The organism is Nostoc sp. UIC 10630, from assembly GCF_010747425.1.
Taxonomy (GTDB): domain Bacteria; phylum Cyanobacteriota; class Cyanobacteriia; order Cyanobacteriales; family Nostocaceae; genus Nostoc.
The window spans coordinates 45035-70216 of record NZ_JAAGOG010000009.1 but is presented as its reverse complement, the minus strand read 5'-3'; the positions used below and the strand labels follow the sequence as shown (position 1 = coordinate 70216).

At 41.0% G+C, this 25182-nt stretch carries 19 protein-coding genes and 1 pseudogene; 12 read left to right on the top strand and 8 right to left on the bottom strand.

What is annotated here, in order from left to right:
* Positions 1 to 125: 125 nt before the first annotated feature.
* Both G1O98_RS04615 and G1O98_RS04610 read right to left on the bottom strand, forming a co-directional pair.
* Complete coding sequence (locus G1O98_RS04615) at positions 126 to 746, bottom strand: flavin prenyltransferase UbiX (protein WP_163927497.1); 621 nt, start codon at positions 744 to 746, stop codon at positions 126 to 128.
* 17 nt (positions 747 to 763) lie between these two features.
* A complete protein-coding gene (locus G1O98_RS04610) occupies positions 764 to 3118 on the bottom strand; it encodes a ribonuclease R family protein (protein WP_163927496.1) in 2355 nt (784 codons plus the stop codon).
* A gap of 916 nt (positions 3119 to 4034) precedes the next feature.
* Here G1O98_RS04610 and G1O98_RS04605 point away from each other — a divergent pair.
* Together G1O98_RS04605 and G1O98_RS39235 are read left to right on the top strand one after the other, a co-directional pair.
* Positions 4035 to 4919 carry a hypothetical protein gene (locus G1O98_RS04605; protein WP_163927495.1) on the top strand — a complete coding sequence of 295 codons (885 nt, stop codon included), beginning with the start codon at positions 4035 to 4037 and terminating at the stop codon, positions 4917 to 4919.
* A gap of 365 nt (positions 4920 to 5284) precedes the next feature.
* A pseudogene (locus G1O98_RS39235) lies at positions 5285 to 5527 on the top strand (hypothetical protein); the annotation flags it as partial.
* 205 nt (positions 5528 to 5732) lie between these two features.
* On the opposite strand, the gene clpP reads toward G1O98_RS39235, so the two are convergent.
* The gene (clpP, locus tag G1O98_RS04595) at positions 5733 to 6344 is read right to left on the bottom strand and encodes an ATP-dependent Clp endopeptidase proteolytic subunit ClpP (protein ID WP_163927494.1); all 612 of its coding nucleotides are present in this window, start codon (positions 6342 to 6344) and stop codon (positions 5733 to 5735) included.
* Positions 6345 to 7053: 709 nt separating this feature from the next.
* Between clpP and G1O98_RS38710 the strand changes: the two genes are divergently transcribed.
* The 3 genes from G1O98_RS38710 to G1O98_RS04585 all read left to right on the top strand — a co-directional run bounded on the left by G1O98_RS38710 (position 7054) and on the right by G1O98_RS04585 (position 10152).
* Positions 7054 to 7209 carry a hypothetical protein gene (locus G1O98_RS38710; RefSeq protein ID WP_167306178.1) on the top strand — a complete coding sequence of 52 codons (156 nt, stop codon included), beginning with the start codon at positions 7054 to 7056 and terminating at the stop codon, positions 7207 to 7209.
* A gap of 167 nt (positions 7210 to 7376) precedes the next feature.
* The gene (locus tag G1O98_RS04590) at positions 7377 to 9434 is read left to right on the top strand and encodes a thioredoxin domain-containing protein (protein WP_163927493.1); all 2058 of its coding nucleotides are present in this window, start codon (positions 7377 to 7379) and stop codon (positions 9432 to 9434) included.
* Positions 9435 to 9522: 88 nt separating this feature from the next.
* Positions 9523 to 10152 carry a molybdenum cofactor guanylyltransferase gene (locus G1O98_RS04585; protein WP_163927492.1) on the top strand — a complete coding sequence of 210 codons (630 nt, stop codon included), beginning with the start codon at positions 9523 to 9525 and terminating at the stop codon, positions 10150 to 10152.
* An 84-nt stretch (positions 10153 to 10236) separates the two neighbouring features.
* Here the strand turns inward: G1O98_RS04585 and G1O98_RS04580 are convergent, their stop codons facing one another.
* Positions 10237 to 11736, bottom strand: a complete 1500-nt coding sequence (locus tag G1O98_RS04580) for a family 10 glycosylhydrolase (protein ID WP_163927491.1) — start codon at positions 11734 to 11736, stop codon at positions 10237 to 10239.
* A 448-nt stretch (positions 11737 to 12184) separates the two neighbouring features.
* Between G1O98_RS04580 and G1O98_RS04575 the strand changes: the two genes are divergently transcribed.
* Complete coding sequence (locus G1O98_RS04575) at positions 12185 to 13120, top strand: ABC transporter substrate-binding protein (RefSeq protein WP_163927490.1); 936 nt, start codon at positions 12185 to 12187, stop codon at positions 13118 to 13120.
* Positions 13121 to 13222: 102 nt separating this feature from the next.
* Here G1O98_RS04575 and G1O98_RS04570 read toward each other — a convergent pair whose 3' ends face one another.
* The 4 genes from G1O98_RS04570 to G1O98_RS04555 all read right to left on the bottom strand — a co-directional run bounded on the left by G1O98_RS04570 (position 13223) and on the right by G1O98_RS04555 (position 17155).
* The gene (locus G1O98_RS04570; RefSeq protein ID WP_163927489.1) at positions 13223 to 14191 is read right to left on the bottom strand and encodes an FTR1 family protein; all 969 of its coding nucleotides are present in this window, start codon (positions 14189 to 14191) and stop codon (positions 13223 to 13225) included.
* Positions 14192 to 14304: 113 nt separating this feature from the next.
* Complete coding sequence (locus G1O98_RS04565; protein WP_012412436.1) at positions 14305 to 14739, bottom strand: ferritin-like domain-containing protein; 435 nt, start codon at positions 14737 to 14739, stop codon at positions 14305 to 14307.
* Positions 14740 to 14926: 187 nt separating this feature from the next.
* Positions 14927 to 15964, bottom strand: coding sequence for a helix-hairpin-helix domain-containing protein (locus G1O98_RS04560; RefSeq protein WP_163927488.1), 1038 nt, complete (start codon positions 15962 to 15964; stop codon positions 14927 to 14929).
* A gap of 165 nt (positions 15965 to 16129) precedes the next feature.
* A complete protein-coding gene (locus G1O98_RS04555; RefSeq protein WP_163927487.1) occupies positions 16130 to 17155 on the bottom strand; it encodes a multicopper oxidase domain-containing protein in 1026 nt (341 codons plus the stop codon).
* 711 nt (positions 17156 to 17866) lie between these two features.
* On the opposite strand from G1O98_RS04555, the gene G1O98_RS04550 reads away from it, so the two are divergent.
* From G1O98_RS04550 to psb27, 6 genes are all read left to right on the top strand, one after another.
* Positions 17867 to 18058, top strand: a complete 192-nt coding sequence (locus G1O98_RS04550; protein ID WP_163927486.1) for a CbtB domain-containing protein — start codon at positions 17867 to 17869, stop codon at positions 18056 to 18058.
* 296 nt (positions 18059 to 18354) lie between these two features.
* Positions 18355 to 19533, top strand: a complete 1179-nt coding sequence (locus G1O98_RS04545; RefSeq protein WP_163927485.1) for a hypothetical protein — start codon at positions 18355 to 18357, stop codon at positions 19531 to 19533.
* A gap of 413 nt (positions 19534 to 19946) precedes the next feature.
* Positions 19947 to 21893 carry a glycosyltransferase family 39 protein gene (locus tag G1O98_RS04540; RefSeq protein ID WP_163927484.1) on the top strand — a complete coding sequence of 649 codons (1947 nt, stop codon included), beginning with the start codon at positions 19947 to 19949 and terminating at the stop codon, positions 21891 to 21893.
* 48 nt (positions 21894 to 21941) lie between these two features.
* On the top strand, positions 21942 to 23084 hold the full coding sequence (gene cofH, locus G1O98_RS04535) for a 7,8-didemethyl-8-hydroxy-5-deazariboflavin synthase subunit CofH (protein WP_163927483.1): 1143 nt from the start codon (positions 21942 to 21944) through the stop codon (positions 23082 to 23084).
* Positions 23085 to 23231: 147 nt separating this feature from the next.
* Entirely contained in the window at positions 23232 to 23930 is a 699-nt protein-coding gene (locus G1O98_RS04530; protein ID WP_163927482.1) for a phosphatase PAP2 family protein, read from the top strand.
* 812 nt (positions 23931 to 24742) lie between these two features.
* Positions 24743 to 25147: a photosystem II protein Psb27 gene (gene psb27 / locus G1O98_RS04525; RefSeq protein ID WP_175586534.1), complete on the top strand. Its 405-nt coding sequence runs from the start codon at positions 24743 to 24745 to the stop codon at positions 25145 to 25147.
* The last annotated feature ends 35 nt before the right edge of the window (positions 25148 to 25182 follow it).

The window sequence follows — 25182 nt, the reverse complement described above, 5'->3', positions numbered from 1 at the left end:
GTGGTCAGTTATCAGTCTGATTACTCTTCACTAATTACTGTTCACTGACTACTGACACTATCAGCCATCTCTATCATTACCCTTTTAGGACTATTGTGAAATTTCCGATGAGTCCACTAGGGGCGTTAGCGACGACCTTCCCACCTTTGAATTGGGATGCAGTCAATATCTAGTTGATCTAAAGCACGGGCAACTACAAAATCAACTAAATCCTCGATGGTTTGGGGATTATGGTACCAGGCGGGAATAGCGGGTACAATTCTAACTCCAACTTCAGCTAAAGAGGTTAAGTTACGCAGGTGGATGAGGCTAAAAGGCGTTTCACGAGGGACAATGACCAGTTTTCGCCCTTCTTTGAGTTGGACATCTGCTGCCCGTTCTAGTAAATCAGAACTCAAGCCAACCGCTAGCTTTGCTACTGTACTCATGCTGCATGGAATAATTATCATCCCCAGAGTGGCAAAGGAACCACTCGCAATCCCGGCTCCAACGTCACCCCAAGGATGGCAACGGAGTTTACCCGAAAGGGCAACTCCAGCTTGCTCTCGCCAAAATTGTTCTTGTTGAATTGGTTCTGGTGGCATCCGAATTTCCTGTTCTGACTGCCAAACCATGTAAGTAGATTTAGAAGCAACCAATTCAATACTATAGTCCGCTTCTAGCAAAAATTTGATGGCGCGAACAGCGTAAATCAGACCAGATGCGCCCGATACGCCTAAAATTAGAGGTTTAGTATTATTTGACACGTGAAGTTTGGTGGATTTTACTCGTCTTCAGAGTAAGGATCTAGGTCATCGGGCTCTATATCATTTGGTAAATACAGGTCTGAAAGCTCCTCATTGGAACCATTACCAGTTATCCCTTTAGCTAGGCCATCGCTGCCAACAGTTACCAAATCAATTTGTTGACGGTAGTAATCGACACTCTTAACTTGGACGGCGACGCGATCGCCTAATCGATAAGAAGCGCGATTTTTGCGCCCAAATAGTGCCTGTTGTCTGGCGCGATATTCATACCAATCATCTTTGAGAGAACTGACGTGTACCAATCCCTCTACCCGCAAAGGCACACCAGGATTACTGCTAGATTCTACCTCGGCTGCTGGTACTTCAATTTCCACAAAGAAACCGTAGGATTGAACGCCGGTAATCACGCCTTGAAATACCTGGCCGATGCGTTGCTTCATCAGTTGGGCTTTTTGCAGTCCGGCTAAATCAGCTTCAGCTTCTTGGACTTCTTTTTCTCGGTCGTTGATTTGGACAATTACCCTAGTTAAATCGCTTTGGAGTTCTTGTTGCAATTCTGGGGGTAAAACGTTCCAGTTAATTTCCTCGTGGCTAGAGGAGTGGCGCAGGTTAACGCGTTCTCTGACACGGGTATTGCGGCGATCGCGTCCGTTTTCGAGTAGCGCGTAATACACTCTCTGCATCAGTAAATCTGGGTAACGCCGCAAGGGAGCGCTAAAGTGGACATATTGCGGTAGTGCCAGACCAAAGTGAGATCCTTTGGTGGTGCTGTATGCTGACGGCTTAAGGGTATCTTGCAATAAGTAAGTAAGAACTTGCTCAGAGGGAGATTCGGCAAAAGCTGTGGTTAAATGTTGATAATCTAGGGGTTGGATATCTACTTCTGGATCTAGTGTGAGGTCAACGCCTAAATTGACTGCCAATTTCAGCATTTCCTGAACATCTTCGACATCGGGCGTGCCTTGGACTCGCCAGATAGCGGGAACACCAAGAGCATTTAAGTGAGTTGCGATCAGTTGATTAACTAACAGTACCAACTCTGTGAGTAGCGATCGCACTGGTAAATCATTCACTACCACTGCGCCGAGAATCCCCTCATCATAATAGGCGTTTTGGCTGGGCGGCAGATTCAACTGGAGGCTACCACGATTCAACCGTACCTGCTTCACGCCTGTTTGTAAGGCTTGGAGGTCTTGCAGTATTTGGACGACCTGTGGAGATTGATCGTGAGCTTCACCTGTGAGAATTGCTTGGGCAAGTTCAGTACTTAGAGCAGTTTCGACGTTAATTACACTAGGTTGAATTTCCCACTCCAACACTTCTCCAGATTGGGGATCAATGGTAATTAAAAAAGAGATAGTTAAGCGATCGCTCCCAGGTACTAAAGAACAGCGTTCTGCCACAATTGGAGGCAAAATTGGCAGTACTAATTCTCCCAGATACACTGATTTACCCCGTTTGAGTGCTTCTCTATCTAGGGCTTCATCAGGTTGGACATAGTGAGAAACATCAGTGATATGAACGCCCAAAAGCCAATTCCCGGCTAAGTTTTTTTCTAAACTAAAAGCGTTTTCTATAACTTTGGTGTCACCATTTACCCCTTCAATGGTGAGAGTAAACAAATTACGCAAATCCAACCGATTTTTTAGGTCTGCTTTGAGTAGCTTTTTGGGTAACTTGGCGGCTGCTTCGAGAACATGATCGGGAAAAGTCCGGGAAAGGTCGTGTTTGCAAGTAACTAAATCTATATCAGCAGCAGCTTCGGCATCGCTACCGAGGATTTGCACCACTCGACCAAGGGGAGGATATTGTGCCAACGGGTAACGCAATACTTCCACATGAACAAGGTGGTCGATCGCTTCTTCCAACTTTACCTCGTTAGGTTGGATCTTGAGTTCAAACAGCAATCGATCATCTAAAGGCACAGCCCTAAAACCAGTTTCCACCTGCTTAATTCGTGCCAATAACGTGTGGTTGGAACGTTCTAGAATCAGCTTCACTTCTCCTTCAGGAGAGCGACGGCGGCTGCCTTCTTTGAGAACTCTAACCAAAACGCGATCGCCATTCCAAGCATTACTCAAATGACTTTCGCGGATGTAAATATCCTCGGCTCCTTCCACATCTTGAATAGCAAAGCAAAAGCCCTTACTAGAACAACGGAGTTTTGCCTCGATTATTCCCTCTTCTGACACACGACGGTATTTGCCCCGTTCTTTGACCAAAATACCGATTTTTTCAAGAACATCTAAAGCAATGTGAAGTTTTTGTAAACTTTTTTCATCTTCACAGCCAAGTTTCTTTTCTAAAACCTTCCGAGCTACCAATTTATCATCGGTGAAATTGGCAAGGAGTGTAGCGATTGAAAATTCCATGCAGTGAACCGACCTTTGGTCAAAACATCATTTTTTGTTTAATCTGGTTCATTCCTGTATACCCTCACGGCTTACAGAAACAAGCTGGAAACGAATTGCCCAGAGGCAAGGCTTCCTAAGTTCTAAGGAAAGGAAACCCAACCTAGCAAGAGTGGGAAACTACTCCGGCAGTTCCGAGCAAAGGAAGCCTACCCACGGACAACTCTGGGCATCTACGAACTTCTCACTGCACGATGCTCTCAGAATTCACCTGCGTTCAAGTCACTTCACCTAACCAAACTTAAGATTGCACGCCTGATTTTACAATTTAGCCCCGCTAGTGAATTACGCGACGGGTTTTTGAGAAGTTGGGTTTAGAGAATCCATACTGCTCAAAAGCGCTATGCAGGGGAGCCACTGCGGTGAGGCAGCCCCCGTCTTAGCGCAGCCTTAGCGAGGTAAGAGCGTCTGGGGGACTGCCGAACCCCAAGTGGAGCAAGTGGCGTGGAAACTACAGGTGTTTGATTGTCTAGAGTGAAGGTAATTTTACGCCATTAGAATCTGATTTTTAACTAGGAGGAACTGCCGGTGAACCCAATTTTCCCACATGTAGAATCGGTAACAATTAGGTGAGCAGCTTAATAAGCAGTGAGGGCGAACCTTATCTCCATTATTGTAGATTTAGAGCGCACTTCCAGAAAATAGTTCTAGATATCTAGTTGGGTAATCAGTATAGCATTGCAGGCAAGACTACCCAGATAAGTTAGCACTAGCCAAAAATTTCGTCAAAAAACAGCTACTGCTACAATTGGGACACTAGACAAAGCATTAAAAGGGACTGGGGATTGGGTATTAGGGATGAGGATTAAAATAATTCTTTCCCCTGTCCCAGTCTCCAATCCCAAGTCCCCAAAAGATTTAGATTGGTAGTAGTATTATGTTGGCTCAATTCCAGAGCTTGTATCCCAAGGGCAGTCTGATTTCTGAATTAGTGCAAATTTTTCAAGGAAAATATATTGTCCGGGCAAGCGTGCAAGTTGAAGGCGTAACCCGTGCGACGGGTATGGCAGCAGCAGAAACAGTAGAAGCAGCAGAAGACCAGGCCAGAACTAGGGCATTGATAGTTTTGGGTATTACAAATGCGCCACCAGAATCAGTGGAATTTAGCTCAAATTCAATTTCTCCAGCGCAGCTAAATCCCTCCTTGAATACCAAAGGTGGATTGGGTGAATCTACTTATTCTTCTACGAAAGCTGGGGATTTTGTAGGTAGTCAATGGCCAGAGGTTAGCGACAAAGAAATATCTATACCGCCTTCCAAAGTCCGCAACATCAAACCAGAAGTAGTAACAACCAGTAACGAACAGTACGAATACAGTAGTGCTGCCCCTTTACCAAGCGATAACTATAGCCAAGATTTAAGTCAAAACTTTCCTGTGACTACCAACCGGGAGCTAGAATTTGCTCCTCCAGTTGAAAACTTGGAAATAACGTTTAGTAACGAGCCAGAAAATCAAACCTTTCCAGCAATTTCTGCCAATAATGTCACACCATTTACACCTCGGAGTTACAGCCCTCAAGAGGATGTCCCTACCCCGTCAGTGACAGGAAAGAGAAAGAAGAAAGCTGAACCCGTGGATTTATCGGATGTAATTGCAAAAACAGATGTCGAACTTCAGCGTTTAAACTGGACACCAGAACAGGGACGGGAACATCTGATTAAAACCTACGGTAAACGAGGGCGTACTTTGCTAACTGAAGAAGAATTACACGGATTCCTTAAATACCTTCAATCGCAGCCTGACCCAATAGCGGGATTTTAATTTGTCATTTGTCATTTGTCATTTGTCCTTAACAATCACAAATGACAAATGATGCTGGCTGTTAAAACAGTGACGAAGCTATGGAACCTGTAAATTTTGCTAAAGTAATTGCTCAAACAGATATTGAGATGCAGCGATTAGGCTGGACAATAGACCAGGGACGAGAGCATCTCAAAAAAAGTTACGGTAAGCGATCGCGTACTTTACTTACAGAAGTAGAATTACAAGACTTCCTTCCATATCTTGAATCTCAACCGTTAGATGAAGTTGTGACTGCCAAAATTGATGTTGACACCGAACAGTCATGTTGGACACAACAGCAGGGGGAAATTAATGCTGAAATCGAACGATTATGTTGGATGAAAGAGGATGTAGTCCCTGTGACAGGAACAGGAAGGAGAAAAAAGAAAACTCAACCAGCAGATTCGTCGGATCTAATTGCTAATACAGATGTCGAAATGCACCGCTTAGGATGGACACCAGAACAGGGACGGGAGCATCTGATTGAAACCTACGGTAAACGGGGACGTACTTTGCTAACTGAAGAAGAATTACACGGATTTCTCAAATACCTGCAATCTCAGCCAGACCCAAGCGCAGGATTTTGATTTGCAACTTCTAAATTAAGTTTTTAACTCAAATAACCCCTCTTCATAACTGAAGAGGGGTTATTTTTGAGGTTTAAGGGAATTAAAAGTGGTAAATCACCATTTATTAAGAAGGGGAAGGGGGAAAGGTAAAAACCTCGCCCCTTGTGGGCGACCTGTTCATCCCTTTCCCCTTTAACCTTTTCCCTTTTATTAATCGTGACTATTAATTCACAACAGCAACAGCTGGACGGCTACCAGCAGCGTGGCGGTCAATCACTTGGTCAATCAAACCGTATTCCCTGGCTTCCTCTGGTGACATAAAGAAGTCACGTTCAGTATCTTCAGCAATGCGCTCAATTGGTTGACCTGTATGTTCAGCTAAATAGTTATTTAGCCGTTGCTTGTGGTACAAAATTTCCCGCGCCTGAATTTCAATATCAGTCGCCTGTCCTTGAGCGCCACCAAGAGGTTGATGAATCATAATCCGAGAATGGGGTAAACTCATCCGCTTACCCTTAGCACCCGCGCTGAGAAGGAAAGCGCCCATACTCGCCGCCAATCCGGTACAAATTGTACAGACATCAGGGCGAATATGTTTCATAGTGTCAAAAATGCCCATACCAGCCGTCACCGAACCACCGGGAGAATTGATGTACATATAAATGTCCTTCTCCGGGTCTTCAGCATCCAAATACAGCAGTTGGGCAACAATCAAGTTAGCAATGTTGTTGTCAACTTGTTGTCCCAAAAAGATGATGCGCTCACGTAACAGCCGTGAGTAGATGTCAAAGGCGCGTTCACCTCGACCCGATTGTTCAATAACGATAGGAATCATGGAAGCGTGTTTGTGGCTACTTTAAATACATTTTATCGGTGACAGCACGAAACTGGGGTTTATCTCTACTGTTCTCAAGCAGATAACTTAAATTTTGATTGAGGAAGGCAGGAGGCAGAAGGCAGGAGGCAGGAGGAAAACTGCCCGACGCTCGCAGACTCGCTTGCCGCCGGCGCTATCTGTTTCCTGCCGCGACCAACCAGGGACAGGTTTAAAGACAAAAACACTGTTGCGTCAGCTTCCCGCAGGGTACGAAACTTCAGTGGTTTCAATTCATCCGGGGTCGAATCCTATAAATGAATTGCTTCTGTTGCCTGCTTCAACATTTTCCCTTGCTCCCTGCCCTTTGCCCCCTGCTCCCTGCTCCCTTGCCTCTTTTTCAACCTCTAAGGGCACTTTTTAGCCGCAAAAGCTGTCTAAGAGAATATCCCATGTAGGGAAGAACAAATCAAAAAACTCTAATTATCGCCAATTTCATAATCTCGACCTTTGTTAGATAACTTTGGCGATGTAGTCATTAAACCGATAACCGAAATCCAACTTGCTTAGGGACTTGTGTTAAATTTCTGTAACATTTTAAACATTTTTTTAGGATTTCCCTCAGCAATTATCAAGTTATTTTTGTTAGATTCGGTAAATCGATAGTACGAGGTGTATTCAGAATAACCGGTCCTAATTGAAATGCTATCCCCTCAGAGAGAGACGTGCCATGCTGGAAAAACTTATACAAGCCGCCATCATCACCTTCTTGCTCCACCTGATAGCAGGACTTAGCCCAAATGCTTTAATTCAGTCAAAGACAGCATCACCTGTGCCAGAAACACCACCAAATATTGTCAGCTTGCTATTGCGATCTTTTCAGTAAAAATAGTTCACAAATTACACAGGTGTCGGCGATATCAATGATGTGTACTACTCCTAATCGAGGGGTAAGTCGCTTGTAGGATTATCTTGCATATACATAGCTGTCTAGGTTAACACTCTTGGGAACAAGGTAGACTGAGCAAAGAAGGCAACTATTTGCATTTGATCATGACTAATCGCCTTGCTCAAGCTAAGAGCCTCTATCTCCGCAAACACGCCGAAAACCCCATTGATTGGTGGCCTTGGTGTGACGAAGCGCTTGCAACTGCAAGGGCGCAAAATAAACCGATTTTTCTCTCCATTGGCTACTCTAGTTGCCACTGGTGTACTGTCATGGAAGGCGAAGCTTTTTCTGATATTGCGATCGCTGATTACATGAATACCAATTATCTTCCCATCAAAGTAGACAGGGAAGAAAGACCTGACCTCGATAGCATCTATATGCAGGCTTTGCAGATGATGAGCGGTCAAGGGGGTTGGCCTTTAAATATTTTTCTTTCCCCAGAAGATTTAGTGCCGTTTTACGCCGGGACTTATTTTCCTGTAGACCCGCGCTATGGCCGTCCGGGATTTTTACAGGTGTTGCAAGCCCTTCGCCGTTATTACGATACCGAAAAAGCAGAATTACAGAAACGCAAAGCTTTAATTATTGAGTCCCTGCTCACGTCTGCGGTGTTGCAAGACGGTACAACAACTGAGCTTGAAGACCACGAATTACTCCGCCAAGGTTGGGAAACCAGCACAGGTGTAATTACTCCTGGTCAATCGGGTAATAGCTTTCCGATGATTCCCTATACAGAATTAGCATTGCGGGGAACTCGATTTAATTTTGAATCTCGTTATGATGGCAAGCAAGTTTGTACCCAGCGAGGACTAGACTTAGCGCTGGGAGGCATTTATGACCATGTAGGTGGTGGTTTTCATCGCTATACTGTTGACCCGACTTGGACAGTACCGCATTTTGAAAAGATGCTCTACGACAATGGACAGATTGTGGAGTATCTAGCAAATCTATGGAGTGCAGGAATACAGGAACCAGCGTTTGAGAGAGCAGTTGCTGGTACTATACAATGGCTAAAGCGAGAAATGACCGCACCGGAAGGTTACTTCTATGCTTCTCAAGATGCTGACAGCTTCACCCAAGCCACAGCAGTAGAACCAGAAGAAGGAGCCTTTTATGTTTGGAGTTACAGCGAAGTCCAAGAACTATTAACGCCTGAAGAATTAACGGAATTACAACAACAATTTACTGTTACCCCTAACGGCAACTTTGAAGGACGTAATGTTTTACAAAGAAGGAATTTAGGCAAACTGAGTGCAACGCTAGAAACCGCACTGAATAAGCTGTTTATTGTTCGCTATGGCGTTAGTTCTGAGTCGCTAGAAACTTTTCCCCCGGCTCGTAACAACCAGGAAGCAAAAACCACTAATTGGCCAGGTCGCATTCCCTCGGTGACAGATACGAAGATGATTGTCGCTTGGAATAGCTTGATGATTTCTGGGCTAGCTAAGGCTGCTGGCGTTTTCCAAGAACCATCATATTTGGAATTAGCAACACGAGCGGCGAATTTTATCTTGGAAAATCAGTTTGTTGATGGGCGTTTTCAGCGACTCAACTATCAAGGCGAACCGACTGTGTTAGCGCAGTCTGAAGATTACGCCTTTTTTATTAAAGCTCTGCTAGATTTACAAGCTTCCAACCCTGAGAATCAGCGATGGTTAGAAAATGCGATCGCTATTCAAGATGAATTTAACGAATTTCTCTGGAGTGTGGAATTAGGTGGTTATTTTAACACATCAAGCGATTCTAGTCAAGATTTAATTGTCAGAGAACGCAGTTACGTAGATAATGCGACACCATCAGCGAATGGAATTGCGATCGCTAACCTGGTTCGTCTCGCTTTACTCACCGATAATCTAGATTATTTAGATTTAGCCGAACTTGGTTTAAAAGCTTTTAAGAGTGTAATGGAGCGCTCTCCCCAGGCTTGTCCCAGCTTATTTACAGCTTTGGATTGGTATCGTAATTCTACCTTGATTCGTAGTACTACTGAGCAAATAAACTCGCTGATCCTCAAGTTTCTACCAGCATCTGTGTTTGCCATAACATCTGATTTACCAGAGGGAAGCGTTGGGTTAGTTTGCCAAGGTTTGAAGTGTCTTGCACCAGCAGAAAATGTAGAGCATTTATTGCAGCAAGTAGAGAAAAGTCAGAATAGGGGATGATGGGCATGGGGCATGGGGTTATTCTCTTTGTTTGTTTGGTGCCTACTCTCCAGTTCTTAGTACCCAGACCCCGATTCGATGTATAAATATGACGACCAGAAGCGAATTAACAGCAATTGTATTAGCAGGTGGTAAAAGTTCTCGCATGGGTCAAGATAAAGCCTTGATTCCCATTGAAGGGATGCCGTTGTTACAGCGAGTTTGTAGCATTGCTCAAAGCTGTAGCGATACTGTTTATATAATCACTCCCTGGCCAGAACGCTATCAAGATTTGCTTTTGCCTGGTTGCCAATTTATTCGAGAAGTACCTTTATCTGGAGAATCCCTCGCTCATGGGCCTTTAGTTGGTTTTGCTCAAGGATTAGCCGAAGTGCAGACAGAATGGGTATTACTCCTGGCTTGCGATTTACCAAGGTTGCGAGTTGAGGTGTTGCAAGAATGGGTAACTAGACTTGATAACGTGGGGGATGATGTGATCGCAGCTTTAGCTCATCATCCTAAAGGTTGGGAACCTCTGTGTGGTTTCTATCGCCGTCGCTGTTTGCCACAACTCTTAGAGTTTATCAACCAAGGGGGGCGATCGTTTCAACAATTGCTTCGGCAATATCCTGTGGAAGTTTTGCCTTTAGCAGAACCCGAAATGCTGTTTAACTGTAATACACCAGAAGATTTGGCTTTAAGTTTAGTTGAAGAAGCTTCAGAATTCAGAATCAATTAGTGGGAATAAAAGAAATGAGGGAAATTTTCCTTCTGAATTCTGTTAGCGGTAGCGGGGCATTTAGCCCGTCCTGAATTATATTATTTAACGAATGCGACAAAATTTGCGATCGTTATCATTCTCAGGATATTGCCAAGAATAGGCAAAATGGCTAACTCCCTTCAGTTGGGGCGCAAATTGTCGGAGTGCCTGCATTTGCACTTCAAGGGATGGACGATTACTGACCGATTCTCCCCATTTGCCTGCTAAAGCTGGAATCACTTTTGTACCTGGTTTTGTCATACTCAAAACCCGTTTCACTTGCGCCACAATACAACTGACATTACCGCAATTCCCATAAGACATGGGATGCCACTCTAATGTAGTAGGGAAGCGATCCCAAGGTTGTAAGCGAGAATCATACCCTTGTCCTACAGTTTGGTTGCCATCAGGGAAAAACACTACTCCCGTAGAAACACCTTGCTGCTTTGCTGGGTAACTGGCTATATTGACAAAATCTAGAATTCCTTGCATAGCGTGAGCAACTGCTAGCTGCCACAATTCCCATTGCAAAAGTGGTTGTCTGTCGGTTGCAGACAGAATTGATTTTTGCGCTGCTGGGGGAATGCGTCCTTGCCAAAGCGGTTCCCCTTCCTGGGGATAAAGTTTATCAATTTCCGCGATATCTCCGGCGGTGACATATCCCTTGCTCAAATAGCGTCGAATTAAGTCCAGTCCTTTGTAATTCAGTGCCCGTTTAAATAAAGCTTCTTGAATTGCAGGACTAAATAGCCATAAATCTGAAACTTTGGTGGCGATGGAATCACTTCCTGCTTGTCGGGGATAGCGCACATAGTCTAATAGCAAGCCATCTGGACGACGGCGCAAAACTTCTTTTACTAATTGGTAGTAGTCGCTTTTTGCTTGCGAGTTGTAGGGGTCGATAAATACTTGAGAGCCGTTATCTACGACATATAGGCTTGTTTGACCTTTGCCATTTCGGGCGATCGCACTTTCTCTATCTCGTCGCTGGGCGTAAGTATAGCCGAAATTGTTAGTAAACATCCAGGCGTAGACTTTCAAACCACGTTGCCGACCTTTTTGAATTGCTGTGGCGAGTATATCGATGTTTTCTGTCCCTGGAGTGCGAATTACAGAAGGCCAAGCCGTCGGGTTAGCTTTTGCTGGCAATAATGCCTGCCCGTCATAAAATACTTCCACATACACTTGGTTATAGCCACGGTTGACAATCCGATCCATAATCTGGTCAACTATTCCTGGCTGAATATCACAGGGATACAAGCGCAACCAGAGAGCTTGGATTTGTGGCCAAGTGCGAGTGCGGCACTGCTGTAATTCCTGTGCCTGTTTTTTGATTAAGTTTTGGTAGCGGGTTTGGGCATCTTGATTGCCTTTAAGAGCTGATAAACGTAAGTTTTCTTTTTCTTTCGCCGCCGACGATGATAACTGGCAATATTGGGTTACTTGCGCCCTTGCTGGTTCGGCTCCAAAATTGGGCAGCAACGAACTACTAGTGAAAACAACAGCGAATATACGCCGCCAAAATAATGTTGATCTTGCAAAGCTTAAAGGATGGTTAGACATATCTTTCAGTAGATGGACACAATAATCATCGACCCCAATTCAGATAATTGTAGGTAACGTGTATCGAATTATATAAGTAAACACTAAGGGTTTAAAACCTATTTTTTCAAGACTGCCTAAGCCCTATTTGTGTTGCCGCATTTTTTTATAAAGACATAAACGCATATAAGGAAGTATAAAACATCTGAATACAAAGCAAGTTTAGTCTACTATTGGGTAGATTGCGCCTCTACCTTAGTTAGTGAAAATCTGCCAAAGCTAGTAGTTTTTTTGAAACAAGAATAGGTTGACTTTTAGCTCTTGTCATTAGCGACATCTTTTCAATCTCTGGCTTCGTTGATCCAGTTTGGTACTTTATAGCTATATTGCTAAAAGCTACATTTACGATTTTTGAATGTGTTGCTAAGTATGCTTCTTATGCAATTCTTACCCAAGAAGGAATTTTAATATGCATCGTCGTTGGCTATTATCTGCTTTAGCACTTTTTATGAGTATAGTTTTAGCTGCTTGCACGACTCCAACCACTCAGCAGTCACAAATAAAAGTCACAAACCCTACTGAGACAATCAACGCAAATTCTCAACAACTACCAACAGGATCAGTAAAAAGAGTTGTTGCTCTTTCTTCTCTTTCTGCGGATATCATCTCTCGACTTAATTCAACTAAAATTGTCGGAATCACTGGTAGTAAATTATTTAAAAATGACTCAAAATTCAAAGATATTCCCCGTGTTAGTGAAGGACAAAGCCCGCCCAATTTAGAGAAAATAGTAGCACTAAAACCAGATTTAGTTATTGGTGCAGAAGGTTTTTCTAACATCCCAATTCAAAAACTTCAGCAGCTAGGAATTAAAACCTTTCTTACTAAGGTGAATAACTGGGAATCTCTAGAAGAACTTACTAAAATTCTTGCTAAAAAAATTGATGCCGATCCTCTGCCTTTGTTAAATCGTTATAAAACTTTCTTGGCAGAAAAGCCAACTCAGGGTTTTTCTACTCTAGCGCTGGTTAGTCGTCAACCCATCTTAGCGCCGAATAAAAATAGTTGGGCTGGGGATTTGTTGGCAAAATTTCAGGCAAAAAATATAGCAGCAGATTTACAAGGAAAAAGTCCAATTGGTGGTTATGTGACGCTTTCTGCTGAGAAAGTTTTAGAAGCAAATCCAGAGGTGATAATTTTGGTTAATCCCCCACAAGGGAATTCAGAAGCAGCACTTTTAGATTCGCTGAAGAAGGAAGCTTTTTGGCAGCAACTACAAGCAACTAAAAATAACCGAGTTTATGTGTTTGATTATTTTGGTTTGGTCAATCCAGGTAGTATAGATGCAATTGAAAAGGCTTGTCAGCAGCTTAAGCAAGTGTTGTTTGCACCACAGGGTACTTAATTGAATTAAATATAATTAGTAATCTTAATTTAATTTATGAAAATTGTAAGACCTCAGAACCCCGACTTATTTAATAAATCGGGGTTATCGTTGCTTGTGCTTTTAATCTTTTGCAGAACTAATCGGTTTTTGACCAAAGGGGATATTTTTTTTACTTTCGGGAGAAGCACCTCCAAGGCTGCGGAAATACAGTCCTCCAATGGTGAGTAAAAATGCCACATATCCAACTGCTTGCACAAGATAGAGATTATCTCTATAACCAAATAAAGATTTAAGAATAATCCCAGGAAACTGTTCGTCAGGCAAGATTGTGGAAGTATTTGCAACCATTGGCCCCAAAATACAGGAGTGGACTTTTGTAAAACGTTCGTAATAGAAACAAAGTCCTTCTGTGGAACGACTACTAAGAGCAAGGTTAGCCACAGCTTCGTCAAAGTGTTTCAAGCTTGAAACTACCAACCCAGCGACAATCAACACTAAGAAAACGCCCATTACCTGGAAAAACTGGCGGATGTTAATTTTGACACCCCATTTAAATAGCAGCACCCCAATAGCAGATGCCGCTACCAAACCAGCAATAGCGCCCAATGCTGGCATTAATCCCTGTTGAAAATTAGCAGCAACGAACAGAACAGTTTCAAAGCCTTCACGGACAACGGCAATTAAAATTAAAGTAAAAACACCCCAGCCAGCATTTGAGTTTTGTGTCAGCGCTTCTGTTACTGCTCCCTCAACCGTAGCTTTCATGAATCTGGCTTGTTTAGTCATCCAGATTAGCATCCAACTCAGCATTGCGATCGCTAATACGCTAAATACACCTTCCAAGGCTGGTTCAACTACCGAGGTGTATTGAGGATTCGCTGCTCCCAGTATTTGAATTACCCAACTGAATAGCACACCTATAAAAGCACTGACAACAATGCCAACGCCGATACCAGCATATACCCAAGAGTTGAGTCGGGATTGTTTAGCTTTTTTTAGCAACGCTAGCACAATACCAACAACAAGGGCCGCTTCTACTCCTTCTCGGAGTGTGATTATAAAAGTAGGTAGAGCAGTACTAAAATTCATTTTTTGTCCTTTGTCTTTTGTCTTTTGTCATTAGTCAGTTGTCCTTTGTCATTTGAATTTGTTTTTAACTAATGACCAATGACCAATGACTAATGACTAATGACTAATGACTATTAGCTAAAATCGCGTAGCATCTTTTTCAGTTCGAGATTATGCATCTCTTCTTGTCCAATCATGCCGCGAGCGAATTCTTCCAGATAAATACTAGCATTGGTGACAGTTTCGAGCAGATTTTTATACAGATCCAATGCCTTTTTTTCGTGAGATAAGCTTTCTTCCAAGATATCCTTGACTTTATGCTGGTAAGTTTCTTCCATTGGGGCAATTTTCAGGGAGGGATGCCCATCTAAACCGGTGAGAATTTCTCCTACTTGTTCAGCATGAAGTAAAGACTCGCTTGCCTGTGCTTTGAAAAAAGCCACAATTGGAATACGGTTAGGGCCAGTCACCATCAAAGAATAATGTGTATAACGCACTACTCCTGCTAGTTCAAATTCCATGATGGCGTTCAGCAAGTCGATAGTCTTTTTATAGTCAAGTTCTTGCATCAGTTCTTAGTTCAAGTAACGAATGGAGTGTAATTAGGTAGAAGTTAGGAGTTAGGAGTGAGGAGTTGGAAGTCAAGAGTTAGCAAATCGGGATTCTTAACTCAGGACTCTTAATTCATAACCCCTAACTCTTAACGATTTCATCATTTTAAACTCCTTCGCATCAGCTTTCCATTAAAACAAAGTGTTATCGCTGTGCTTGGGTATTGGATTTGTCAACTACTTTTTGAGAGTTTTCCTCAATGGTTTTCACCAGCTTGGTGACATCACTAGGTGTTTTGACTGCTTTAGCTGGTGGGATGGCGGCGGGCCAAACTTTTATGAGTTCAGCGAAACTAGAATCGATCGCTTTATGCGCTTCGGGATCTGCTTGAGCTACTTGACTAGAAATTCCTTTGTATAAATCATTGGCGTAAACGACAAAACCACGGGAGTCTTGATACTCGATGGGCGCGGTTATTTTACCATTTGCGATCGCAGCGCCATATTCGGAGTTAGCTGAATCTAGCAGTTCGTTAATTACCTGTAGCACAAATCCTGGTTTTGAGCGTTGAGCTTCTGGCAAAGCTGCGATCGCTCCGTCAACTGCTTGCACTGAAGAAGTAAAATTAGTTTTAACTTTGCTATCCTTCGGACTAGATTTTACTAAATCTTGCAAACTCACTAATGTTGTCTTAAATTCTTTGACTTTGCGCTCATTTAATTGGTCTTCTACATCAACATAAATTTCCTCAACTGGATGTCCAATATGAGGTTCTGCTTGTTTTGGCTGATTCTGATCTAGCAGCTCTTGTGCTACCAAAAGATGCCCTTTCATTAAGCCCAATTTACTCATGTAGTCAACATCTTTCGCCTCACCTGTGAGTGCCACTTCTTGAACACCAACCTGGTCTTTAATTTGGTCAAATTGTTCTTGAGTAATTACTTTTTTAGTAACTAAATCTTCTGGGCTGCCATAAGGACGACCTGCCTGGATTTTGTTAGATAAAGCTGGAACACCTAGTTTGGCTTCAAACTTATCTAATTCTGACAAAATAGCAGTGTTAATGTTAATTTTTTCTTTGCTACCATGACCGCTATGACTGTTATTACTGACTGCCTCTGTAGCTGGGGTACTAACAACTGGTGCTGATGGATTTTCTGCGGTTGGTGTACTGCTACAGGAACTCAAGGTAATTATTGCCGCAGTTGCAACAGTTAAGCAGATATAACGAACTTTTATCATTTTTGCTCCTCACACAAATAAAAAGGTATTAATTGAAACATTTCAAACTATTAGTAGAAGCTAGTTTGTTTGACACGTTGTAGTAGACTTTACTTTGACATATAATGACAGTTGTTATCAACTAGTTGAACTAAAATTTTAAGAAATTAATAACAAATTATTTATTTAAGAATTTTTAACAGTATTTTGAGAGTTGCTCTCAGTAAGTACTTCAAATTGACCCATGCAACCGTTTTCTGCGATCGCATCCTGATGCGGATGGAACATATACTTACCTGGGTAGCGAAAAGCAAATTCCAAGATGTGCCTTTCCGCTACACCCATCGTAATCACATCAGTTTTCTCGCTAGGAGTCATACTCATGCCATAGCGATAGACATCAAAGAAGTTGGCATGGAGATGAAAAGTCACTGCTGGATCGTATTCAATGATGTTGAGGACATACAGCCTAATCAACTGATCTTTGTAAATACGAATAGGATTATGCATGTAATAGTGTGGCAGACCATTGAAAGCATAATAATCGTTATGGCTGTCATCATTTACGTCATACCCACCCATCACTAGTACAATCTCATCAGCCGGGGGACGGGGAGTAGGTGGATCGATGATAAACATCCCGTACAGTCCTTTGGCAATGTGACGGGTGACGGGTTCAATATGGCAGTGGTATAAGTGAACGCCATAAGGTTCAGCATCAAATTCATAAATTGTGGCGCTACCATTGCTGATTGGGCGAACACCATCCATTTCCGCCGGATGAACCCCATGAAAATGCAAAGAGTGAGAATGTCCCGCGTTATTGAGAAATAGTATTCGAATGCGATCGCCCTGTTTAGCCCGTAGCGTTGGGCCTGGTATGCGACCATTTAAGTCCCAGATGTTGTAAGACACAGCACTATTGAGCTTTATGATGGAAGTACCAGCTGTTAGTTGAAATTCACGGATAGTCCGCCCATTTTCTTGCTTTACCGTCCCATAATCAAAATCCCTTAACATCTTCATCGGGTTAGTAACATCGTCTGGTACTGACCTATTGAATGGTGGCACTTTGACGATTGACTTGCTTTGTAGATTTAGCATCTGCCAAACTCCAGCTGCACCAGTCACTCCAGCACCTGCTAGGCCCAGCTTCAATAATTGACGGCGGCTCCAAGGCTTTCCGTTACCTAAAGCAAAGTTGTTGGGCATGACATTTAGTTACGGTTAGCACCAAAAAAGAATTGCAAAAGATTTGCAATTGCTTTTAAAGCTTAGAGGAATTAATAATTATTGTCAATAATTTGATAGTGCTTAAAAACTGTTATTTAGGTTGATAAATCTAGATCAAGCTAGAATCAGTCTTTAAAAATTTTAGCCAACCTTGCTTTATTTTAACGGTATTTTTACGTTTAAATTATGTATAAATTATGTTTAGCAAAAACTAACTGTTTTATACCTATTCCTGATATGCTTATTGCTTCAGCAATACCTGTAGTACAAACAATGAGTATAATAGCATCTTGGATATAGACACAAGCAAGCAAATATCGTTAATCAGTAGTGTATTTAATTGGCTTAGAGATAACATCAATTACATTTCAAGGAATTTTGGATGCTTGGTAACATGAGCATTTTTGATTTTTAATTTTAATCTGTTACCTTCGTGTTATCAGCTTTGAAAATGCCGTCATTCAAATCCATGTGTCATTCTTTTGTTATTTGTATGGATTTTATGTGGAGATTTCTACATCCTGATGAGCCGATGTTCAAAGGATAGTATAGTATTCACTAAAGTCGAATTACACAATACATTTGATACACACTTGTCAAATCCAAAGTTGATCGTATATCTTTTTCCAATCAAGTGGCATCATGCCTTTTGATTGATAAATTACCCAAATTAATTATAGGAGGTCAAAAATGACTACTTTTTCTCAGATGTCAGTATTGCAAAAGACCGCAGGTATTACCTTATCCAAACCTGTGCAGGTAACACTTTATATGCTGCTATCTTCTTTAGTTATCTGGACTGTTTTGTTCTCCACCTATCCTGCGGTTCATAACACAGCACACTCAGCGCGTCACCATACATTAGGCGTTGCATGTCACTAAATTATCATAATCCCAAGATTTTTTAGGTGAATGAAAAACTTTGCTAGTTAACATAACAAAGTTACAACGCTAAAATATCGCAGGTTTCGCACGAGTGTTTTTGCTTGGAATAACTTTTAGGTAATGTAGAGATGCTTTTTTTCATCTCCACATTACCTTAACTGTATTTTGGATGGTGTCTGAATTTATGAATAATTCTTTTACTTGGTAATAAAAATATGGAGTAAGTTTCATCCACTGCTATTGAGCTTTAAGTTGTAAAAAGTACAAAAGTTTCACATTTACCGTCAGTTTTTATGAAAAAATATCGACTTTTTGGGGTTATCAGTGCTGTTTGCATTACCTTGTCAATTCTTTATTCCTTTGTAGGGAATTCCCAAACTCCTACATCCAGAGTGCTACTCTCTACCAACCCACCTTTAGAACGTATTCTTCCCTTTGAAGCAGAGGCAGAAAAACCACAATCTCCTGTCACCCTGACGTTACAAGCTGTTGATGCTGCGGGTAAACATTTAGAAAATACCAACATTAGCTTACAAATTCTAACACCACCGCGTAATCCTTGGTTAACAACAGATTTCCCTATTGTTGAGGGAACAAAACTGCTGGAAATAGATGCTACTGCACCTGATGGTAAGCTAGAAATTCAGCAGATGTTACCTATTCGTGGTAACTACCAACTAATAGTGAATGTTTCACCTTTAGTAGCAAATCCTTTTGCTCCATATCAGCAAACTTTAAATCTGAATGTCCACGAAAATCCAATCAAATATAAATATTTTGTAGTTATAGCAGCTATTTTATTAGCACTTGGATTGTTAGGTGGTTGGGTTATCGGCGGACAAGAAGAACTGCAACAAGGAGAAATTGCGCCACAGTCAGTACGCCTTTTATTGAGTGCATTGACAGTAGTAGCTATAGTAACTCTATTAGTTATCAATATTAGTGCAGAAGTTGCAGAAGCTCATGGCAGCGAACACCACCCAAGTAGTACCGAAGTAATTGCACCATCATCTCAGAAATCTCAGGGATTGGAAATTAGCCTTGACGGAGATAAAAACGCAACTGTCGGAAAACTTGCGAATTTAGCACTACAACTGAAAGATACAACAAGTGGACAACCGATCACAGATGTAGCGTTGCAAGTGAAAGCGATCGCCACAGAACATAATTTAACAGTCTTTGACTACAAAGGTATTCCCGACGAACAGGGTAAGTTTACATGGCAAGAACAGTTTTTTGATGGTTCACCCCACAAAATCGAGGTGGAAGCAACTCCTCTACCAGGATCTAACCGTCAATTTGCACCAGTGAAAGTAGCGCAAGAAGTGGAAGTTGAAGCGATCGCACCACCAATTTATATCCGATTAATTGGTTTATTCTACTTTACAGCCTTCGTCGGCATTGGTATGGCGATTGGGTTGCTAATACAGCACCGACGAACACCGCGAGAAATTAGTAATACCAATGCTTAAGTCTTAGGGGCGCAAGGTCTTGCGCCCCTACAAATCTATAAATAATTTGGGATAATTTATTTTTTGCAAGTCCCTAACAGGTTGTTTGAAAAGTGTTTGGCTGTGATTTTAGGTACTAACTGATCCCCCCTAGCCCCCCTTAAAAAGAGGGGAACCGGAATCAAAGTCCCCCTTTTTAAGGGGGATTTAGGGGGATCTAGAACTTTTGTTAACGAGAAGAAAACTTTTCAAACATCCTATAAGACAACGATGCATATTAATAAATTAAAATAGTTGTGGTAAAATCACACTATTTTTTTGTTAATGGGTTATGCAAATCATAAAAAGACAGTGTGCTAAGAAAACCTAAGCTATTGCATATACTTGTCAAGCATTGATTAATTACGAATACTAATATTAGTCTAATTTTTATTATGTTTATATTTTTGCCTCTCCTTGCTTGGATTGCTATTTTTTGGTTAATTAATAAAAATCGTACCGATTGGCGTGAATCGCTGATATTAACATCTACTTACTGGGGAATTTTGATCGCTGTAATCACAGAATTTTTGAGTATTTTTAAATTAATTACTTTTGGCTGGATATTAGCAACTTGGGGATTAATATGTATCATCTTAATTTATATATGCTTTCGGTTAAATTCCCAAAACTCTAAGATTTTAGATACAAAGAATTATTTCCAAGCAAATAAAAATATTCAAATCCCATCATTTGTAAATTTATTGTTATGTGGTGTAGGTTTCGTTGTAGCAATAGTTGGATTAATTGCCATCATCGCACCACCAAATAACTGGGATTCTATGGATTATCACATGAGTCGTGTTGCTCATTGGATACAAAATCATAGCATTGCTCATTATCCAACAAATTATACTCCACAGCTATATCAAAATCCTTGGTCAGAGTTCGTAATTTTGCACTTTCAAATTTTGAGCGGTGGTGACTACTTCGCTAACTTAGTTCAATGGTTTAGCATGATTGGCTGTATTATTGCAGTCTCATTAATTGCTAAAAAACTTGAAGCAGATTTACGAGGTCAAGTTTTCTCTGCTGTTATAACTGCAACAATTCCTATGGGAATTTTGCAAGCTTCAAACACTCAAAATGATTATGTGCTTGCGTTTAGGGTAGTTTGTCTTGCCTACTACTTACTATCGGCTATCGAAGCAAGAAGAAGAGATATTTGGACAAACTCATTTAATATTGGTAGTAGCATAGGACTAGCTATTTTAAGTAAAGGGACTGCTTATTTTTATGTATTTCCCTTTTTGATTTGGTTTGGATTTTACCAGATTAAAAATTTACGCTGGAAAATATGGAAGCCAGCATTAATAGTAGGAAGTATATCTTTATTACTTAATATTAGTCACTATTTACGTAATTATAATTTATTTGGTTCGCCATTGGGTGAACCAGGTGGCTATCGTAATGAAGTACTCGGTATTAATATAGTAATTTCTAATATTTTGAGGAATATTGCTTTGCATATAGGTACACCGATTGGTTTATGGAATGGAATAACAAATAGATTAATTCAAATTATCCATATATTTATCGGTGTCGATGTTAACGATCCTCGAATAACTTTCTCAAAATCATTTTTTGTCCCAGGAGGTTGGTCAACAATTGGGATATCTGGTAATGAAAATAGTGCAGAAAATTTAGTACATCTTGTATTGATAATAATATGTATTAGAATTTTCATATCTAGAAAATATATTCGACAAGAAAGTAATGTTTTAGATTATCTAATTACTACCGCAGCTACATTTTTTCTATTTTGCTACTTTGTAAAATGGCAAGCCTGGAATAGTCGCCTTCATTTGCCTTTTTTTATCTTAATGTCTCCATTCTTAGGTGTTGTTTTATCTAAGCTTAAAAATGAAAAAATAGCAATTGTTATAGTAACGTTTTTACTAATATCATCATTACCTTGGGTATTTTGTAATAGGTATAAACCTATTTTTGATAACAACAATATATTCCAAACTCAGAGAATTGAGCAGTATTTTAGTAATAGACCTTATCTAAAAAATACTTATATAGGAGCAGTTGAGTTTTTAAACTCAAAGAAATGCTCTACTATTGGGCTATCAATGGGAAATGACCCTTGGGAATATCCTTTTTGGGTACTTTGGCAGCAAAAAAATCAAGAAATGGTTAAAATTCAACATATTAATGTAACCAATATTTCGGCAGTTTTAGAAAAAGAAGATTCTTATAAAGATTTTGAACCTTGTGGGATTATTTCGATGGAAACTAAAAAAAGTAAAAACAATAAATATCAAGAGATTAATTTTAAAGGTAAAACTTATCTTCGAGCATGGGATTCTCCAGACCTTGGTATATTTATTAAGTAAAATTTTATTTATTACTGGATCTTCAATTTAAGATTTACTGAGAAAATAATGCTAACGAAAATTTCTGTGGAAAAAATTCTTGAGCGTGCCTTGATGGGGTACGACTTATCTCCCCAAGAGGGAGTGGTATTGCTACAACAAACAGAGCCAGAAGCGATCGCAGCAATTCGTGCTACATCAGATGCACTTCGCCATACCCAAGCAGGCGATACGGTTACATACATAATTAACCGTAATATCAACTTCACTAATATTTGTGAGCAGCACTGTAGTTTTTGTGCATTCCGTCGAGATGATGGTGATGTGGGTGCATACTGGTTAGATTCAGCGCAAATTTTGGAAAAGGCAACAGATGCAGTGCGACGGGGTGCTACAGAAATCTGTATGCAGGGTGGGTTAAATCCACAAGCGCAGATAAATGGTAAATCTTTGCCCTACTATCTCAAGGTAGTGGAAACCATCAAACAGGAATTTCCGCAGATTCATCTCCATGCTTTTTCTCCCCAGGAAGTGGAATTTATCGCCAGACTTGATGGACTTGAATATGCCGATGTAATTATTGCTTTGCGTGATGCTGGTGTTGGCTCAATGCCGGGAACAGCAGCAGAAATCTTAGACGATGAAGTAAGGCGGATATTATGTCCAGAGAAGATTAATACAGCCACTTGGCTAGAAATTGTCAGCACCGCTCATAAATTAGGGTTATATACCACTAGCACCATGTTATCTGGGCATATTGAAACCCACGAGCAGCAAATTGGACATTTAGAAAAATTGCGATCGCTCCAACAAACCGCCATTAATCAGGGATATCCCGCAAAGATCACAGAGTTTATTTTATTACCCTTCGTTGGTCAAGAAGCGCCCAAACCCTTACGTCGCCGTGTTGGACGCGATCAACCAGTTTTAAGCGATGCGCTGCTGCTAGGCGCTGTGGCGCGAATTTACTTGGGTAATTGGATTCCCAACCATCAGCAGAGTTGGGTAAAACTGGGGCTTGCAGGTGCAACTGAAGCCCTAATTTGGGGTTGCAACGATATCGGTGGCACCTTGATGGAGGAGCATATCACCACAATGGCGGGTGCTTTGGGTGGTACATGTATGGAAGTGGAAACTTTAAAAACTGCGATCGCTTCTTTAGGACGACCTTACCAACAACGTGAGACTCTTTATCAAAAAGTTAGGATTTAAGAGTTAGGAGTAGCCTTTTCAAGGTGGATAAAAATTTTAGTTAAAAAATTCCTTTCCAATCTCTTTACTCTGTGTTCTCTGCACCTCTGGGGTTAAATAAATTACTTTTTAACCCCAGAGGTGCAGCGAAAAAAATGATATTAAAGTATGATTCGAAAAATTTCTAACTTCTGGTTACGTCATATACACCCTCGTTTGGCTCCCTTAATTGCGACAATTGGTATTGTTGGACTTACTAGTTGTCTTCTCATCCTTTTTGTTTTAGCACAACTGGCTGAAGAGGTTTTAGAGCGAGATGCTTTTAGATTTGATACTACTTTTCTGTTATGGCTACATCAGTTTGCCAATCCAAATTTAGATAATTTAATGCTGTTTATTACAAATCTTGGTAATCCTACAACAGTAGTCATCGTTGTCGGCGTTAATCTATTATTACTTTGGTGGCGACGTTATCGAGAAGAAGCAAGATTTTTTCTACTTGCTTGCCTGGGAGCATTCATTTTAAATACAGGGCTAAAGTTATTTTTTTCTAAACCTCGCCCGGAACTCTGGCATCAATTAATTTCTGAAAAATCTTTTAGTTTTCCTAGCGGTCATGCACTTGGCTCTATGGTGCTTTATGGTTTTATTGCTCACGAATTGGCAACTCATTATCCTCGTTTTGCCAAGTTAATTTACAGTTTGACAGTTATTTTAATTGCTGCTATTGGTATTAGCCGTTTATATTTAGGAGTCCATTGGCCCACAGACATAATTGCAGGTTATGGAGTTGGCTTTTTGTGGTTAATGATATGTATTACGATGCTGAAATTGCAGAGATTGAGGCAAGGGAAGTCAGTTGATTAAATAGTTTTAATACCAATTCTCTATGAAGATGCACATAACAAGACCCCCCTGTAGTCCCCCCTTGGCAAGCTACTGTGTATACACAAGTCCTAAAATCCTTGCCTGGTAGGATACAAGCCTTAGTAGGCAAGGTTTTGAACCGAGCAAGCTAATTATCAATAGTGTCAGCTTATTGATAGAGGTTTAACGGATAATCTTGGATTTTAAAAAAATTTTCCGTTCTTTTGTGTCTATGTGATTCCCAACTCAACTTGTGTATACACGGTAGCCTTGGTAAGGGGGGACGGCGACAGCCGGGGGGTAAATATATGCAGCTTCACAAAGAAACGGTATAACTTCTCATTTTATAAATCTAACTCGCAAGCTACTATTTTCCATAGACTGAAAACTGTTGCTCTCACTCTAGGTAGTAAGTCCAGAACGAAAGCATTATCTCTTGTGAAGATTTCGTCGAATTGGCGATTGAAATCCCTACTCACCAACTGTCACAGGAATATTGTCAAGAGTCTAAGCGAGAAATCTGCACCCAGTTGGTAATCGAAAAGCTACCACCTCAACAAGTAAATTTAAGTGTGTTGCTGTACTTATACGGCGAAGCAAACTATGCGCGTAGCATCTGGCAGAGAAACCATGACTATGATAATTATCCAATCAGATTTTTTAATCATCTAATTTTTTGCCCAAGATGCTTGTAAATGAAAGCCTTTTAGGGAATAAAATAGCCCTTACCAACTTCCTACTCCCCATTCAATTGATCCCCAAGTTACCAATCCAAGATAGGATGGACGTTGATTTACGTATTCTTTTAATTAATGCATATGAAGCGCTATTGGTCGCGTTTGCTTGCGCTGGTTTTGGTTGTGTCTATCGGCTTAATGGGCTGTTCTGGCAGTCCAGATAGTTTGACTGGGGATTATCGCCAAGATACCTTAGCTGTGGTCAATGTTATGAGACAGGCTCTGAATCTATCACAAGATTCATCAGACAAAACAGCAGTTCAAGCAGAAGCGCGTCAGAAAATTAATGACTTTTCGGCTCGCTATCAGCGAGTTAACTCTGTTTCTGGTCTTGGTTCCTTTACAACCATGCGGACAGCCCTTAATTCCCTGGCTGGACACTACAGTTCTTATCCAAATCGTCCCGTACCCGAAAAACTCAAAAATCGTTTAGAGAAGGAATTACAGCAGGTTGAAGCCGCACTAAAACGTGGCGGTTAACTTTTAGACTAAGCGAAAAAACATCTAATTTGCAT